This is a genomic window from Olivibacter domesticus (assembly GCF_900109575.1).
GTDB classification, from domain to species: Bacteria; Bacteroidota; Bacteroidia; order Sphingobacteriales; family Sphingobacteriaceae; genus Olivibacter; species Olivibacter domesticus.
Window position 1 is genome coordinate 62,565 of record NZ_FOAF01000010.1, and the last position, 17,851, is coordinate 80,415.

Below are 17,851 nucleotides of genomic sequence, written 5' to 3' on the forward strand. Positions count from 1 at the left end.
TCAGCGCATACTGCTACAGATGAAGGGGGCATTTTACAATAATTTTCGTAAATCTGCAAGAGATATTCTTCATCGATGCCCCGAGCAACTTAAACAGGCTCTAAACCCATTGCGCTTTGGTTGGAGATTATAGCACTATCCAAAAAAGTAAATATCCAAAAGAAAAAATGCGGCAAAAATCACAGAAGCAACCCCATTGGTAGTCATAAATGCCCGGTTAACCCTCCGAAGATCGGTAGGACTTACAATCAAGTGCTGGTAAACCAAAAGGCAGCAATAAAAAATCACTCCTATTATATAGAACCAGCTAAGGTGCATGTAAAACATGGGAATAATGATACAAATAGCAGATAAGATATGTAATGCTTCTGATATTCTAAGAGCACCTTTTTTTCCGAAGTAGGCCGGTATCGAGTTAAGGTTATTTGCCCGGTCAAATTCTTCGTCTTGTAATGCATAGATAATGTCAAAGCCACTTACCCAAAACAATACAGAAAAAGTGTACATCACAGGAACAATATTAAAACTACCTGTAACTACAAGATAAGCTCCCAAAGGCGCCAGTCCCAACCCTAATCCAAGAACTAAATGGCAAAGAGGGGTTATACGTTTGGTGTAGCTATAAAACAACACTACAAAAAGCGCAACAGGAGATAGGTAAAAACATATTGGATTGATGAAATAAGTTGCTGCGATAAAAATTATGCAGTTTATGAAGGTAAAGAGTAATGCTTTTTGCGCACTTATCCGACCTGCAGGAATATCGCGCATAGCCGTACGTGGATTCCGTGCGTCAATATCCCGGTCGAGATATCGATTAAATGCCATTGCCGAATTACGAGCAGTAACCATGCAGATCAGCATGAGTACCAACAGTATCCAATTGAAGGGATTGTCGGTCGTATGCACTGCTAAGAAAAAACCTATAAACGCAAAAGGCATAGCGAAAATGCTATGTGCAAAAAGAACCAAAGAGAGGTATTTCTTCATCTATATATTAATGCTCTATAGTAAATTTTAGATTTACATCATTTATTAATGTTAGCACATCATCGCAACCTAAACGGTTTTCTGCTGATGTAAGATAATGCGCAGGTATTTCTTCAAACCATTGTGCCAGGGCCTTGTGAAAAAGCACAATATTTTGATCAGATTTTAGATGTGATTGTTTGTCTGCTTTGGTAAATATAAGGATAAAAGGAATACCTTTATCACCAAGCATATAACAGAAGTCCAAATCAATTTTTTGCGGTTTCAGGCGGCTATCTATTAATACGAATACGCACTGGAGGTTTTCTCTCGAAAAGAGATATTTTTTAATAAATTTTCCCCATTCTGCCCGATTATCTCTTGAGGTTTTAGCGTAGCCGTAACCCGGTAAATCTACTAGATACCAGTCTTTATTAATCAGAAAGTGATTGATTAGCTGCGTTTTGCCAGGTGTCTGTGATGTTTTTGCAAGGCCTTTGCGTTGTGTAATAGCATTGATTAAGGACGATTTTCCAACATTCGATCTCCCAATAAATGCATATTCCGGTAATAGAGGGGGAGGGAGTTTATCCATCTTTGTATTACTACAAACAAATTCGGCACTTTTAATCATCATCATGCAAAGGTAGTTATTTTAGTTATGAGTTGCCAGTTATCCGTTGTGCGTTCGCAAGACTCGGCGCAAAGGTGCCTTATCTGGCTTTGCTATTGAATTTTTAAGTTCATAAAGAAGAATCGAATTCAGATTTATAGTTTGGCGATGAAGCCAATTTTATCTAAGTTTGCCTATAGATGACCTCAAAAACTATTATACCATATAAAGACAATAATGCTGGAAAGAAACAGCAGGTAGCTACGATGTTCAATAATATCTCCAAGACCTATGATTTCCTGAATCATTTCCTTTCTCTTGGAATAGATATTATCTGGCGGAAAAAGGCAATTAAATCACTTAAAATGCTCCAACCTAAACGAATGTTGGATGTTGCAACGGGCACAGGTGATTTTGCATTTGAGGCTATTAAAATATTGAATCCAGATAAAATTATAGGCGTCGACATTTCAGAAGGAATGTTGGCGGTTGCGAAAGAAAAAATTGCCAAACGAGGCTTGGGACACAAGTTTGAAGTGGCTTTAGGTGATTCTGAAGGGCTACCCTTTGACGCAGCTGCATTTGATGCAGTAACTGTTGCTTTCGGTGTACGCAATTTTGAAAATCTTAAACAAGGGCTGCAAGATATCTGTCGAGTACTAAAACCTGGCGGAAAAGCCGTTATTTTAGAGTTTTCCAATCCAAAGGCCTTTCCTGTTAAACAGTTATATAACGTATATTCAAAGACGATGATGCCGTTTTTCGGACGTATCTTTTCTAAAGATAGCAAAGCCTATAATTACCTTCCTGAATCGGTTGTGCAGTTTCCTGATGGTGATGCATTTACTTCTATACTAAAAGAAGCTGGATTTTCAGAAACTATTTGCAGACCACAAACATTTGGTATTTGTACAATTTATATCGGTACAAAATGATGATAAAAAAAGGCCTATGCGTTGGTTTGTTCTTAAGTCTATTTTTTGCAGTAAATGCACAGAAAAGAATCACCTTTCCATTTGGCGGTGCCTATGACGAGAACCAGGTACTGCACTTAGGATTTTTTTTTACCTATCAAACCTCTTACTATAAAGTAAGTAAAAATAAAGACTGGCAACTGTCTAATGGGGGCATAAGCGGGCAAAAATTAGTGGGGATCTCTACACCTGCTGCTATCGGCGGCTTGGGTTTTGGGATTCCTGTTGATATACGATTGGGAGGGAATGCAAATTTTATTTTGAGACCCACCTATCTCATTTTTGCGAGTCAGTCGTTAGATTATACCTATCTTAACGAATCAACGGGAGAGCGGACCACCATTTCTAAATACCATAAAGAAGATATTGAAAAGGCATCTACCGAAAGTAGCATGGATAGAAACTTTTTTGCTTTCGAACTGCCTGTACTGCTGAAGTTCAAATCAGATATGAAACAAATTTATGGTGAAGACAAGTATAGAGGATATATCGTTGGTGGCGCTAAATTTAGCAGAAATATCGGCAGGAATAAATATTATGATGCGCTTACGCAAAATCCCCCAGCACGCATGCCCTTAATAGTAAAACCTTATTATTTCTCTTATGAGGCTGGAGCAGGAGTAGATATTTTTTTTGAATATTTTAAAATGTCTGCCGAATTAAAATGGTCACAGAGTATTAATAGCATATTAGATAAAAAGCTGGATAGAGGTCCTAACCCTTTTATGCAGCCAATAGATAAATTATTACTAAGGAGTTTACAATTCAGCTTAATATTTGAGTAAGGTTTGATGTAGGTCTTGCCGGTTGTGAGCACTTCCAAAGAAAGTTGAATTCCTAAATAAAAGAAAATGAAAACAGTTTTTATAACAGGAGCAAGCTCCGGAATTGGTTATGCCTGTGCTGAAATATTTGCGAAACAAAAATTTAATTTATTGTTAGCCTCTAGGCGGGTAGACCGTCTCCATGACATTGCCACAGGCCTTCAGACTGAACATGGTGTGCAAATACATACTATAGGTCTCGATGTACGAGATAAGACACTCGTTCAGAAAGCATGGGATGAGTTACCCGACATGTGGAAAAATATTGATGTTCTTATTAACAACGCTGGATTAAGTCAGGGACTAGAACCTATACAAGAAGGAAATACAGATGATTGGGATAGGATGATCGATACAAATGTAAAAGGACTTTTATATATAACACGTTTGGTTGCTCCCCTCATGAAACAGCGCAAACAAGGACATATCATCAACATAGGTTCCATTGCAGGTAAGGAAGTATATCCAAATGGAAATGTTTATTGTGCCACAAAACATGCGGTCGATGCTTTAACGAAGGCTATGCGTATCGATTTGCTACCCTATAATATCAAAGTGACAAGCGTGGACCCAGGGGCTGTAGAGACAGAATTTTCAATTGTGCGGTTCAAGGGAGATTCGGAAAAGGCAAAAAAGGTCTATGAAGGTTTTACCCCTTTAACAGCAGAAGATGTAGCCGAAGCCATTTGGTTTGCAGCTTCCAGACCTGCCCATGTAAATGTAAATGATTTATTATTGATGCCAACGGCACAAGCTAGTGGAACCCTTTTTCATAAACAATCATAATACTTACGTAAATACTTTGGCTATTTATTTGTTTTAAATGCAAAATATTTAGCTTTGTCTTAGTTGCAATGTCAAATTTTGCTGTCGTACTAAATAATTTAAAAGATGTCATTAGAAAATACAATCAATCAAGATATAAAATCGGCCATGCTGGCCAAAGATGAACCACGATTGAGAGGGTTAAGAGCTATTAAATCGGCCTTGTTGTTGGCAAAAACAGAAAAAGGTGCAAGCGAAATACTCAATCAGGACGCCGAAATTAAAGTATTGCAGAAATTGGTAAAACAGCGTAAAGAATCTGCAGAAATATATCAACAACAAAATAGACAGGATCTTTATCAAATAGAGAAAGAGGAACAAGATGTGATAGAGACCTATTTACCCAAACAACTAGGAAGAGAAGAAATCACCGAACGCATTCAAACGATTATTGGACAATTAGGCGCTTCCGGAATGAAAGATATGGGCCGGGTAATGGGACAAGCAAATAAGGAACTTGCTGGTACTGCAGATGGAAGAACAGTATCTGAGATCGTAAAGGAATTACTGAATGCTTGATACACGTGCTATAATAAATGATTTCGGTTTGTTTCGTTTTTGACAGACCTTTTTAAATAATAGCCGTAGCTCTTATATATAGTTACACGTTAAGAGAATACAATAATTCAGCATTTAATCACATTATATGGAGCTAACCATCAAGGAAGATAAAGGATATAAATATATTGATGAGGGAGAGGGTGAAGTGTTATTGATGCTCCATGGTTTAATGGGTGCCTTGAGCAATTGGGAAGAAACTGTTGAGGGCTTTAAAGGTGGGTATAGAGTTATTATTCCGATGTTACCTATTTATGAATTGCCTATTCTTTCCACAGGGATTAAAAGTTTAGCTAATTGGTTAGAAAAATTTGTAAACCATTTGAAGCTAAACGACTTTGTGCTCGTAGGTAATTCTTTGGGTGGTCATATAGCATTAATGTATGTCGTTGCACATCAGAAAAAGATTAAGGCGCTTGTTTTGGCAGGAAGTTCCGGACTGTATGAAAATTCATTCGGAGGATCGTTCCCTAGGCGGGAGAGTTATGATTTTATAAAGGAACGAGTTGAATTCACTTTCTATGCACCTGAAACAGCAACCAAGGAATTGGTGGATGAAGTGTTTGCGACAGTTAATAATAAAGAAAGAGTAATTAAAACGATTGCAATGGCTAAATCGGCTATCAGGCATAACATGGCTAAAGAATTACCAAACATAAAGATTCGTGTTGGCCTTATTTGGGGAAAGAATGATAAAATTACTCCGCCGGATGTTGCAGAGGAATTTCTACAATTATTACCCAATGCAAGTCTTACATGGATTGATCAGTGCGGACATGCACCGATGATGGAACAGCCGAAAGAATTTAATAGCCATCTTAAATTGTTTTTAGATACATTGATCTAATGTTTTGATGCATTTAAGATAAAATTAAATTAAACCATTTGCTGTTTTTATCGTATTATTAATAAATGTTTATCAGCAGTAATTTAGGATGACTTACTTCTCTGAATGGCATAGAACATATAAGGTTTATAAAGACGATGACTACAGGCGAAATCATAAAAAACGATATTTATCCTCTTAGCCCTAAAGATACGGCGCAGTATATGCTGGATAGAATGACTGAATATAAGGTTTCACAATTACCTGTGGTTCAGAATAACTTCTATCAAGGCTTAGTTTCAGAAGATGATCTACAAGAGCAAGGTCAGATTAACAAGGTATTAAAGCTGATATTTGTATATGAAAATCAACATATATATGATGCCTTGCGGCTATTTCATGTGCATCACTTAGACGTATTGCCTGTGGTAGATGAACAGCAACAATATAAAGGAGTTCTTATCCTCAATAATATCATCGACTATTTAGCTGAGAGTCTTGTTTCTGATGAACAAGGAGGCATAATAGTTTTAGAAATAGGAAATAGAGATAATTCTATGTCTCATATAGCCCAGATTGTAGAATCGGATAATGCACAGATTTTAAGTTCCAGTGTGCGTAGTTTTCCCGAGTCAACGCGTTTAGAGGTGACCTTAAAGCTTAATCGAACGGATATTTCGTCGATCGTTGCTTCGTTTTTACGTCACGATTATATTGTTAAAGCTATTTATAATGATAAAAGGGGCTACGATAGCACAAGAGATCGCTATGACCAGTTAATGAATTATTTAGATTTATAGTATTGCAACACCTAAGTTAATGAAGTTAGCCATATATGGAAGAGAGTTTCAAGACTCTGTTGTTCAGTATGTTCAGGAATTATTTGATTTAATGGCTCGCGAGCACATTGAAATTTGGGTTTATCACATGTTTAACGATTTTCTCGACGACAAGATTGAATATAAGCAAAATACCCATTCTTTTACTTCTTATAAAGATTTGCCAAAGGATATAAAATTTATGTTGAGTTTAGGGGGGGACGGTACTATGCTTGCTGCTGTTTCGATTATTGCAGATAGCGGTATTCCGGTTACGGGTATTAATTTTGGAAGATTGGGTTTTTTGGCAAGTATTAATAAGGACAAAATAGAAGAAGCATTCGGAGCGCTTTTAATTGGTAATTATGATATAGAGCAACGGGTGTTATTGTCGACTTATACTGAGAATGGCGGAACTTCAAATGAAGGAGAAGTGTCTTTTGCACTGAATGATATTACGATCGTTAAAAAAGACAGCTCCGCCATGATAACTGTTAAGGCTTATGTTAATAATCAACTTTTAAACGCTTATTGGGCCGATGGATTAATTGTGGCTACTCCTACAGGTTCTACCGCTTATTCATTGAGCTGCGGAGGGCCTATTGTCATGCCGGGTTCCGGTAACTTTATTATAACACCAATTTCTCCACACAATTTAAATGTAAGGCCTATTGTGGTTACAGATACCAGCCTGATCCGCATTGAGATTGAAAGTAGAAGTGATTCTTTTCTCTTTTCTTGTGATTCCAATACGCGGGTTATTAATACAGGAGCTATTATTAATATAAGCCGTGCAAACTTTACAGTCAACTTAATAAGGCTTAAGCAGGAGAGCTTTTTTAGTACATTAAGACATAAATTGCTATGGGGTTTGGATACAAGGAATTATTGATAGTTACCAGTTGTTATTAGTATGAGCTTGCCGAAGATCGCAGGTGGTTGGTTTCAGGCACTGGCCTATTAAAGTAATATCAAGTATCAAGATTTTAGTTAGAAGCGATAACAGGGTATTAGTATCAAGTATCAAGATGTTTGTTGTTAGCGAACAATTTAACTAATTAACGAACTAGTTAACCATTCAACTACTTAACCATTCAACTATTTAACCATCTAACCACTCAACTATTTAACAGTCTAACTACTCGACTATCTAACGATTCAACTATTTAACGATTCAATTATAAATTAATTCTTTTATCTTTACCAGCTTTATTGGGTTTAATGTTTACAGATCGAAAAAAAATACTTTTTCCTTTTATTTTTATTTTGGTGTTTTTTTCCAAAGTAAATGCCCAGGATTGGGAGTTGGGTCTGAACTTAGGAGCCTCTGGATACATGGGCGAGCTTAACACAAGTAATCCCATGAAATTTAATGATTGGACATTAGGTCTTTTAGTACGGAAAAATTTAAGTCATAACTGGACAGTAAGGTTAAATTTGCTTCGGGCAAACACTAGGGGGAATGCTGCTACAAATGACAATGAAAATATTCAACAGCAAGGGTTATATTTTAAATCACCTTTATATGAGGCATCGCTATTAGCAGAATTTAATTTTTTTAAATTTGAACCTTCATATACTAGAGTTTCCTATACTCCGTATTTATTTGCAGGTATTGGAGGCTTTCATTTTCAACCGAAGAGTTATAATTTTGATGGTGATTTAGTGAATCTTCACGAGTATCAAACAGAGGGAGTAAACTATAACAGATTTGCGATAGCTATCCCTTTTGGCCTAGGATTTAAATATAATTTGCGAGGCCCCTTAACGGTAGGGTTAGAGTTAGGGTACCGCATAGCTTTCACTGATTATCTAGATGATATCAGCGGTGATTATATAAGTGCTTACGGATGGGTCCCGTCCGAATATCAGCTAGGGACAGAAGCTTTAGAACAGCGAAAATATTTTATAGATCCTTCACAGCAAGCAACTGTAGGAACGCAGCGAGGAGATGGAAGAAGCAAAGATTCTTATATGACGGCAACTATTACAGTTACGTATGCCATATTCAGGGCAGGATGCCCCGTATATATTAAAAAGAACTAGTTAAAATGACTAATATTGAATTGATAGACCGAAATAAGCTGCCTCAACATGTTGCGGTTATTATGGATGGCAATGGGAGATGGGCTAAAGAAAAGGGTAAGCTAAGGGTCTTTGGCCATAAAGAAGGTGTTGCTTCGGTTAAGGATATTTTGGAAGGTGCTCTTGATATTGGATTGCCCTATTTGACTTTGTATACCTTTTCAACTGAAAATTGGAACCGCCCTAAGTTGGAAGTAGCGGCGTTGATGGAGCTTTTAGTCTCTTCGATCGCTAAAGAAACACAAACTATGATGAAGAATGGTGTGCGACTGAATGCTATTGGCAATTTAACGCAATTACCGCCAAGGGCGGTCAAATATTTGAAGAAGTGTATGGATGAAACTGCTATGAATACAAAGTGCACCTTAACGCTAGCACTTAGCTATAGCGCTAGATGGGAGATTGTTGATGCGGCAAAATCTTTGGCACAGTCAGCCCTTGATGGAGATATACAGATAGAAGATATAGATGAACACCTGTTTGCGCAGCGATTGAATTCATATCCATTACCCGATCCTGAATTGATGATTAGAACCAGTGGAGAGCAGCGTATTAGTAATTATTTATTATGGCAACTAGCCTACGCAGAACTGTATTTTACTAAGAAGTTATGGCCTGATTTTAGGCGCGACGATTTATATGACGCGATTTTGTCGTATCAAAATCGAGAGAGACGATTTGGTTTAACGAGTGAACAGATAAAATAAATTTATAAATTTAATTTTAATATAAGTATCCATCGCTAAAGTCGAAATAACTGAAAAAAAATAGTTTAACAAAAATTAACAACTGTTTATTTTACTTTAGCGCCGATAAATAAATTCAATGAAGCGATTTTTTCTTTTAATTGGTGTATACGTATTAGGAGCTCAACTAGCCTCTGCACAGCTTCGGGTAGGTAATTCTGCACGACCGTCTGGTGATCAGCTAAGCTATTTAGCCCCAAAAGATTATATTATTGGAGGTATAACGATCAGTGGTACGAAATTTTTGGATAACGATGTATTACTAACCATCTCCAAGCTCTCTGTTGGCGATAGAGTGGAAATACCTGGTGAAGCCACCTCTAATGCTATTAAAAATTTATGGTCGCAGGGATTATTTGATAATATAGAGCTTACTGTAGACATGATTAAGGGAGATTCTATATTTTTAAACATAGATGTGGTAGAAAGACCCCGTTTAACACGGATTGATTTGACAGGGCTCAGCAAAAGTCAAACGGAAGAAGTACGTAAGCGACTTAACGAAAATACAGGTAAGATTATTAACGAAAACCTGTTGAATACTACCCGAAATACCATTAAACGCTATTTAAGAGAAAAAGGGTTTTTATATCCTGATATTAAGACTTCACAAGTAAAAGATACTACGGAGGCGAATAATCAAATACTGAAAGTAGAGGTACAGAAGAACAAAAAGGTAAAAGCCAAGGAGATTAATTTTACAGGGAACAAAGAGTTTTCTAACTACAAAATGCATAAATACCTTAAGAAAGTTAAGCAGAAAAGGTGGTGGAGATTTTGGGGACCTGGGAAATTCAACTTTGAAAAATACGGTGAAGGTAAGGAAGCGCTGATAACAAAAATGAGAGGGAAGGGTTATCGTGATGCTATAATTGTTAAAGATACGGTTACACAACTAAATCGTAAAAATGTAAAAGTAGATATTGAAGTTTATGAGGGGCCTAAATACTACTTCGGCAATATATCATGGTCTGGAAATGCTAAATATACAGATGAAACATTAAGCAAAATTTTAGGGATTGAAAAGGGAGAAGTGTTTAGTGAAGAAAAACTAAATGCGAAACTGCTAGGGCCTTCAAAAAGTGGTGCGGATGTTTCTGCCTACTACATGGATGATGGTTATTTAACGTTTCAAGTGGATCCTGTACAAACTAAAATTTATGGAGATACGGTGGATTTGGAAATGCGTATGTATGAGGGGCCACAGTATGACGTAAATAGAATTGTTTTAAAAGGTAATGATGTAACCAATGATAAGGTTGTAAGACGTCAATTGCAAACAAAACCAGGACAGAAATTTTCGAAGACTAATATTATGCGGGATATTAGGGAAATTGCTACCCTCGGTAACTTCGATGAATCAAAAACATCTCCTGTGCCAAAACCTAATCCTGCAGACGGTACGGTAGATATTGAATATACAGTTGCGGAGAAACCATCGGATCAGGTAGAGCTTTCCGGCGGATTTGGTGCAGGGCGTATTATTGGAACATTGGGTTTAACCTTTAACAATTTTTCCACTAAGAATTTATTCAACAAGAAAGCGTGGAAACCACTTCCAAGAGGTGATGGTCAAAAACTAAGTTTACGCGGACAAACAAGTGGTAAGTCGTATCAATCTTATAGCTTTTCGTTCTCAGAACCTTGGCTTGGCGGTAAGAAACCAATTTATTTCGGTTTGAGCGCATTTACTTCTATGTCTGCATATGGAGGCTACGATTATTATACTGGTAGAGAAAATGTAACTGAAAGTACACCAAAGATCCGTATGAACGGGATAACAGTGAGTTTAGGTAAGCGTTTAAAATGGCCAGATTATGCCTTCCAGTTAAACTATTCACTTAACTTACAACAATATAAGTTAAGAAATTATGATGCTTATTTCTTATTTAAGAATGGTACTTCTTATAATATCAACTTAACACAAGAAATTAGTAGAAACTCATTGAGTGATCCGATTTTTCCAACATCGGGCTCAAATTTAAAGTTTACGGTACAAGCCACTCCTCCATATTCACTGTTTAATAATATCAATTACCCAACGGCACCAGATAATATTCGTTATCGCTGGGTTGAATATCACAAGTGGAAATTTGATTCCCAATGGTTCCAAACGGTAGCCGGTAAGTTAGTGTTTAAGGCACAAGCACAGTTTGGTTTTATAGGCTCATATAGCAAAGTAACAGGAACATCTGCCTTTGAAAGATTTAAATTAGGGGGAGATGGTATGATGGGCTTTGATTTCTTGCAAGGGTCTGAAGTAGTAGCAATGCGCGGATATGCGAACGGTTATGTAATTCCTGAGAACAAAACAAGTACCACTGATATCAATATAGCTAGAAACTCTGGTAGCCCGATTTATACCCGTTATCAGATGGAGTTACGGTATCCCGTTATGATGAATGAACAGGCAAAAGTATTTTTATTAGCTTTTGCGGATGCCGGTAATACATGGGATCGTTTTAGAGACTTTAATCCATTTAAGGTTCGTCGTTCAGCAGGTATTGGAGCACGTATCTTCTTGCCTATATTCGGATTGTTGGGAATAGATTATGGTCATGCATTTGACCCTATCCCGGGCGTTCAATCTGATCAATGGCGTCAACCGTTCACGTTCAGTATTATGCAACAGATGGGCGGGTTTAATTAGAAGTTGTTGAAGGAAAATAGAACTGAATAAGAATTGTTAGTTTATAAAGATTAGTTATAATAATAGTGGAGCTAGGTGTATGTATGCATATGTGCGACGCTTGTGTGACACAGAAGATTGCTAAAAAATGTTAAATTTTATGTTTACTACTCGATAATGGTATTATCTTTGGCGTAAATATGAAGCGATTGTGTTTAGATCGTGTTAACATTAAACCATTTTGGCTAAAAAAGGTCTTTAAGTTATAAATGAATAGATCATGATGAACACTAAAAAAATAATATTAACGTTAGCCATTATATTGGTTACAGGAGTATCTGCCTTTGCTCAACGCTTTGCTTATGTGGATAGTGAATATATTTTAAAACATATTCCTGAATATGTTTCTGCCCAAAAGCAATTGGAAGACATGTCGGTAAAATGGCAGAAAGAGGTTGATGCAAGATACGGTTCCATAGAGCGGATGTATAAATCCTACCAACAAGATCAAGTAATGTTGAGTGAGGAAATGCGGAAAAAACGTGAAGATGAGATTGTGCAGAAAGAACGTGAAACAAAGGAGTTTCAAAAGAAGATATTTGGTTTTGAAGGAGACCTTTACAAAGAAAGATTGAAATTAGTTAAGCCCATACAAGAGCGTGTTTCAAAAGCCATCCAAGCTGTTGCTGAAAGCCAAAATTTGGATATAGTGCTTGATAAGGGAAGTGAAGTAACATTTCTTTACTCCAATCCACGCTTAGATAAAAGCAATGATGTGATTACCCGATTAGGATATAAACCAGAAGCACTTGCAAAATAGGGAATACTTGTTTAAAATTGCATCGGCTAAATGGATCCACATCATTGGTGACTGGCCAATTGAAGAAGTATATATAAATTAACTTAAACAATGTGAATATGCTCTAATGAGGGCAAGTAAAAACAAATTTAAATCAATGAAACATTTATTAAAGACGGTTTTAGTAGCTGCGGGATTATTTCTAACCATTAGTTCTGTAAGTGCACAACAGAAGATTGGTCATGTAAACTCTCAAGAAGTTTTATTTTTGATGCCAGAATACAAAACTGCAAATCAAGCATTAGAAACATTTGTTGGAACAAAACGTACGGAGCTTCAACAAATGGATACAGAGCGTCAGAAAAAAATTACTGCGTATCAAGATAAGTATAAAACGTTAAGCGAGGCTAACAAAGAAGCATTGGGCAAAGAGTTACAAACTATGCAAACCGAAATTCAACAAGTGGAAGGCCGGATGCAGGAAGTTCAACAAAAGGCGGAACAAGAAGTGTCTGCAAAAAGAGAAGAGGTTTTTCAACCTGTTTTTGAAAAAGCAGAGAAAGCTATCCAAGCTGTTGCCAAAGAAAAGGGATATGCTTATATCCTAGATATTTCTCAACAATCAGTTCTTTATTTTGAAGGTGGTGAGGATATTGGTGCTGCGGTTAAAACCAAATTAGGTATTGATCCTAATGCTAAACCAACGCCTCCAGCAGGAGCTGCTGCACCTGGAGCAACAACAACGCCAGCAACTAAATAAAATTAAGTAATTGACAAGTCAAACCGTTTCCTAATTGGAAACGGTTTTTTTTGTCTTTCTGTTATTTAACGCGGGTTTTATGGCTTAATAAGGCGTTAATTTAAAAACATTCTAAATAGTTGTGTTTTACAAAGTTTTGACACTGTAACAAGTGTATAGATGTACTTTTGTCCACAGTATAATATAGAGGTAAAGAGAATTGGAGCACCTTAAAGTAATAGCATTTACACATAAGCATGTTGACCTAAAAGATTTAGGTAATTTAGTTATTTGTAATGAAGAGCTAGAAAGCCGATTGATCAATGTGAAGAATAACTTCGACATTGCGGAACTTTTCTATGTAGGAACCTGTAATCGCGTTGAATTTGTTTTTCATGGTGGGCATCCTTTGACAGATGATTTCGTTAAAGGTTTTCTAAGAGGGCTTAATTTCTGTGTTCCCGATGATCAATTTGATCAGTTCTTAGACCAAGTAACCACTTATGAAGGTATTGATGCATTGAATCATTTGTTTCGGATGTCGTGCTCATTGGAAAGTTTGGTAGTTGGAGAAAAGGAAATTCTTGCACAAGTACGTAGAGCCTACGAACGTTGTAGAATGAGTGGTCTGACCGGGGATTTTATGCGTTTGATGATGAACAGCTTAGTGAAAACAGCTAAAGAAGTTTATACAAACACAAGGATATCCCGTAACCCCGTGTCTGTTGTATCGTTAGCTTATCGAAAACTTAAAGACCTTAAATTTGTTGAAAACCCTCGTATCTTACTAATCGGCGCTGGAGAAACCAATCAGAACATATCTAAATACCTGCAGAAACATAAATTTTCCAACTTTGTTGTTTTTAATAGATCTCTTGACAAAGCAGAACGCTTAGCCAAAGATTTAAGAGGAAAGGCTTATTCACTTGCCGATTTGCGCAACTATAAAGGAGGTTTTGATATTTTGATTACTTGTACTGGAGCAACTGAGCCTGTGATCACATCATCAATTTATGAATCATTATTGAATGGTGAAACATCGAAGAAAATTGTTGTAGATTTAGCTATTCCTAATGATGTGACGGAAGAAGTAATTTCAATGTATCCAATGCATTATATTGAAGTTAGCAGTTTACAAGCTATTGCGAATAAGAATTTGCAAGAACGTTATAATGAGCTCATTCATGCTGAACGTATTATAGATTGTAATGTAGCTGAATTTATACCAATCCTGAAGCAACGAAAAGTAGAAATTGCTATGCGTCAGGTTCCTGAGAAAGTAAAAGAAATTAAATCATTTGCGTTAAATACCGTTTTTGCCAATGAGTTGAATGCGCTAGATCCCTGTTCACGTGAGGTATTAGAAAAGGTAATCAACTACATGGAGAAAAAGTATATCAGCGTACCGATGGTATTGGCCAAAGAGATTCTGGTGGCGAAAAGTAAGGATATAGAAAATAATTAATATAGCCTAAATCAATTTCCTTTATTCAGCATATTACTTAAATAAAAAACACAGTTTCAAGTAACGATTGGACTAAGAGCTGATATATTTTTTTATTTTTATGGCTTTATAAAGATGGTTAATTTTTCTTGGCCATCTTTTTTTGTATTTTAGAACATTCTACGATCAGGTTGTAAACATTTACTGTAAACATATTCTTAAAAGAAGTGGATAGAAAGCTTATTATTGGAACGAGAGGTAGTGATTTAGCCTTATGGCAGGCAAACTATGTAAAGGACCGCTTGTCTGAAATCGGTGTGACGGCCGAACTGAAAGTTATCAAAACACAAGGCGATAATATACAACATCTTCGTTTGGATAAATTGGAAGGAAAAGGTTTTTTTACGAAGGAACTTGAAGAAGAACTTTTATCAGGTAAAATAGATATCGCCGTACATTCGCATAAAGATTTACCAACAACGAGTCCGCCTGGCTTGAAGATTGCCGCTGTTTCTGAACGTGAAGATCCTTCAGAACTGTTAATTATTCTAAAGGACTGTGTAGACTCAAAAAAGAGATTATCTGTTAAGCATAATGCAGTTGTTGGCACTTCTTCCAACAGAAGGAAAGCCCAGTTGTTGGCAACGAGGCCCGATTTGGAAATTGAAGACTTGAGAGGGAACGTGAATACACGTATACAGAAATTGCGTGATGAAAAATACGATGCTATAATGCTTGCAAAAGCGGGGGTTGATCGATTGAAACTTGATTTAAGTGAATTCCATGTGGAAGTTATCCCCCCAACGGAAATTATTCCCGCCCCGGCACAAGGAGTACTGGCGGTTCAGATAAGGGCAACAGACGATGAGCTTCAGGAGGTATTAAAACAAATACATGATGGTGAAGTAGCAGAAGCTATAGGTGTTGAACGTAAAGTGCTTAATTTATTTGAAGGGGGTTGCCATATGCCTCTAGGGTGTTATTGTCGTAAAACGGCTCAAGGTTTTGAAGTTTGGACAACGAAAGCGGAAGATGGTGAAAGTTTTCCTTCTAGATTATATCTAAAGGCCGATAGTACGACCGGGTTAGCGGAGAAAATTGTAAATCAATTCACGGATGATAGAAAATTACCTAATTCTGTATTCATTACACGTGAGTTAGCCGACAGCAGCTATTTAAAAAGAGCATTAGCGCATCATAAAATTCAAGTAGAAGGCCGCTCATTAATTAAAATATTTTCCATTATAAACACGTTAGATCCTTATATTTTGAAATACGTCAAATGGGTTTTCTTCAGTAGCAAAAATGGTATTGAGAACTTCTTTCGACTTAAACCGAGGTTAAGTAAGCATGTGCAGTATGCGGTAGTTGGTAGGGGGTCTGAAGAGGCACTCCGCAGTTACGGGATAATACCTTCATTTTCCGGTGAAGCTGAAGGTATTGAGATGGAAAAAGTAGGTGATGCATTTGCGGCCATTGCCGCTGGGTCTACTGTGCTTTTTCCGAGGGCAAAAGGATCGCTGCAAACTATCCAGAGTAGGTTGGGATCTGATACTAAGATTATTGATCTACCTGTTTATGAAACGCGGATCGATGAAGATGTGGAAAGGTCTGGGGCCGATGTATTGATATTCACAAGTCCTACTAATGTAGAAGCATACTTTAAGAACAATCTGGTGGAACCTGGACAGAAAATCATTAGCATAGGCAACTCAACTGGTAAAAAGTTGGAAGAAATAGGCCTGCAGTTTACACTGCCATTCTCTCCAGATGAATTAGGTCTAGCAGAGGCCGTTTTTGGCTTAGATTATGGTAATAGTAATTCCGCTAATGGTGACGCATCAAAAACTGTCACCCCATTGCTATAATAATATATGGATAAACAGAAGGGCTATTTCTTTCTTATCTTTGTCTTAGAATCCTCCAGTAGCTTATATACAAGCCATTTCCTAAATGATTTTGGTAACGATAATTAGTAAGCTGCTGGATGTTTTTTGATAAATAGTTAACGTATTATTGATAAAGGAGCAATGATTTATCGTCAAAGAAGATTAAGAAAGAATCCACTGGTCCGTGAGATGATGGCCGAAACCCGCCTGTCAAAGGATATGTTTGTATACCCATATTTTGTAGTTCCGGGCACGAATGTAAAACATGCTTTGCCCTCTTTACCGGGAATTCATCATTTTTCGTTAGATAAGCTGATTGAGGATGTAGAGATAGGTTTGAAATTGGGTGTTAACAAAATAATGTTGTTTGGAGTGGGGGAGGAGAAAAGTCCAGATGCGCATGTTGCATACGATAAAAATGGTTTAGTTCCTCAAGCAATAAGATTGTTGCGCGATAAGTTTGGTGACGATATCTATATCATTACAGACGTATGTGTATGTTCTTATACAAGCCATGGACATTGTGGGATTCTTGAAGATGATTATGTGCAAAATGATGCAACCATAGAAGTGCTTTCTAATATGTCATTAGTGCATGCCGATGCGGGAGTTGACATGTTAGCGCCGTCTGATATGATGGATGGCAGGATTGGTGCTATTAGAAATGCGCTGGATAGTAATGCGTTTGTTAATGTAGCAATTATGTCGCACGCTACTAAATTTGCTTCATCTTATTATGGTCCATTCAGAGAAGCGGCAGATTGTGCTCCAAGTAAAGGTGATAGAAAGGCTTACCAAATGGATTTTAGGAATCCGAGGGAAGCACTTCGCGAAGCTTTTCTTGATGAAAACGAGGGTGCTGATATCTTGATGATAAAGCCAGCCTTGGCATATTTAGATATTATTAGCAACATCAAGAGCGAGTCAACTCTTCCCTTAGCATGTTATAACGTTTCAGGAGAATTTGCGATGGTAAAAGCTGCAGCAGAAAAAGGCTGGATAGATGAACAAAAAATCGTGATGGAAACCATGTATGCATTTGCTAGAGCAGGTGCTAGTGTTATCACAACCTACCACATTAGAGATATGGTGGAGCAGAAATGGATATAATTA

The 17,851-nt window shown here is 37.1% G+C and carries 17 protein-coding genes; 15 read left to right on the forward strand and 2 right to left on the reverse strand.

The features are described 5' to 3' along the window. Positions 1–135: 135 nt before the first annotated feature. Together BMY50_RS23760 and yihA are read right to left on the reverse strand one after the other, a co-directional pair. Complete coding sequence (locus BMY50_RS23760; RefSeq protein WP_093330250.1) at positions 136–990, reverse strand: UbiA-like polyprenyltransferase; 855 nt, start codon at positions 988–990, stop codon at positions 136–138. A 7-nt stretch (positions 991–997) separates the two neighbouring features. Further along, entirely contained in the window at positions 998–1,606 is a 609-nt protein-coding gene (gene yihA, locus BMY50_RS23765; RefSeq protein WP_093330254.1) for a ribosome biogenesis GTP-binding protein YihA/YsxC, read from the reverse strand. Between the two features lie 176 nt (positions 1,607–1,782). On the opposite strand from yihA, the gene ubiE reads away from it, so the two are divergent. The 15 genes from ubiE to hemB all read left to right on the forward strand — a co-directional run bounded on the left by ubiE (position 1,783) and on the right by hemB (position 17,848). Further along, positions 1,783–2,517 carry a bifunctional demethylmenaquinone methyltransferase/2-methoxy-6-polyprenyl-1,4-benzoquinol methylase UbiE gene (gene ubiE / locus BMY50_RS23770; RefSeq protein ID WP_093330258.1) on the forward strand — a complete coding sequence of 245 codons (735 nt, stop codon included), beginning with the start codon at positions 1,783–1,785 and terminating at the stop codon, positions 2,515–2,517. After that, positions 2,514–3,341, forward strand: a complete 828-nt coding sequence (locus BMY50_RS23775) for a hypothetical protein (RefSeq protein ID WP_093330263.1) — start codon at positions 2,514–2,516, stop codon at positions 3,339–3,341. The genes ubiE and BMY50_RS23775 overlap by 4 nt, the downstream gene beginning before the upstream one ends. Before the next feature lie 66 nt (positions 3,342–3,407). Beyond that, entirely contained in the window at positions 3,408–4,166 is a 759-nt protein-coding gene (locus BMY50_RS23780) for an SDR family oxidoreductase (RefSeq protein WP_093330267.1), read from the forward strand. A gap of 105 nt (positions 4,167–4,271) precedes the next feature. Next, a complete protein-coding gene (locus BMY50_RS23785) occupies positions 4,272–4,724 on the forward strand; it encodes a GatB/YqeY domain-containing protein (RefSeq protein ID WP_093330272.1) in 453 nt (150 codons plus the stop codon). Between the two features lie 127 nt (positions 4,725–4,851). Then, complete coding sequence (locus BMY50_RS23790; RefSeq protein ID WP_093330278.1) at positions 4,852–5,610, forward strand: alpha/beta fold hydrolase; 759 nt, start codon at positions 4,852–4,854, stop codon at positions 5,608–5,610. Positions 5,611–5,747: 137 nt separating this feature from the next. Next, positions 5,748–6,389, forward strand: a complete 642-nt coding sequence (locus tag BMY50_RS23795; protein WP_093330285.1) for a CBS domain-containing protein — start codon at positions 5,748–5,750, stop codon at positions 6,387–6,389. A gap of 19 nt (positions 6,390–6,408) precedes the next feature. Continuing rightward, entirely contained in the window at positions 6,409–7,299 is an 891-nt protein-coding gene (locus tag BMY50_RS23800) for an NAD kinase (RefSeq protein ID WP_093330289.1), read from the forward strand. A gap of 329 nt (positions 7,300–7,628) precedes the next feature. After that, positions 7,629–8,453 carry a type IX secretion system protein PorG gene (gene porG / locus BMY50_RS23805; RefSeq protein ID WP_093330293.1) on the forward strand — a complete coding sequence of 275 codons (825 nt, stop codon included), beginning with the start codon at positions 7,629–7,631 and terminating at the stop codon, positions 8,451–8,453. A gap of 5 nt (positions 8,454–8,458) precedes the next feature. Further along, complete coding sequence (locus tag BMY50_RS23810) at positions 8,459–9,199, forward strand: isoprenyl transferase (protein WP_093330296.1); 741 nt, start codon at positions 8,459–8,461, stop codon at positions 9,197–9,199. A gap of 118 nt (positions 9,200–9,317) precedes the next feature. Continuing rightward, entirely contained in the window at positions 9,318–11,888 is a 2,571-nt protein-coding gene (gene bamA / locus BMY50_RS23815; protein WP_093330300.1) for an outer membrane protein assembly factor BamA, read from the forward strand. 262 nt (positions 11,889–12,150) lie between these two features. Continuing rightward, a complete protein-coding gene (locus BMY50_RS23820) occupies positions 12,151–12,687 on the forward strand; it encodes an OmpH family outer membrane protein (RefSeq protein ID WP_093330304.1) in 537 nt (178 codons plus the stop codon). Positions 12,688–12,823: 136 nt separating this feature from the next. Beyond that, positions 12,824–13,426, forward strand: a complete 603-nt coding sequence (locus tag BMY50_RS23825; protein ID WP_093330737.1) for an OmpH family outer membrane protein — start codon at positions 12,824–12,826, stop codon at positions 13,424–13,426. Positions 13,427–13,625: 199 nt separating this feature from the next. Next, entirely contained in the window at positions 13,626–14,870 is a 1,245-nt protein-coding gene (gene hemA / locus BMY50_RS23830) for a glutamyl-tRNA reductase (RefSeq protein ID WP_093330307.1), read from the forward strand. 206 nt (positions 14,871–15,076) lie between these two features. Further along, positions 15,077–16,717, forward strand: a complete 1,641-nt coding sequence (hemC, locus tag BMY50_RS23835) for a hydroxymethylbilane synthase (protein ID WP_093330311.1) — start codon at positions 15,077–15,079, stop codon at positions 16,715–16,717. A 162-nt stretch (positions 16,718–16,879) separates the two neighbouring features. Beyond that, positions 16,880–17,848 (forward strand): porphobilinogen synthase, encoded by a 969-nt coding sequence (hemB, locus tag BMY50_RS23840; protein ID WP_093330316.1) that lies wholly within the window; start codon positions 16,880–16,882, stop codon positions 17,846–17,848. The last annotated feature ends 3 nt before the right edge of the window (positions 17,849–17,851 follow it).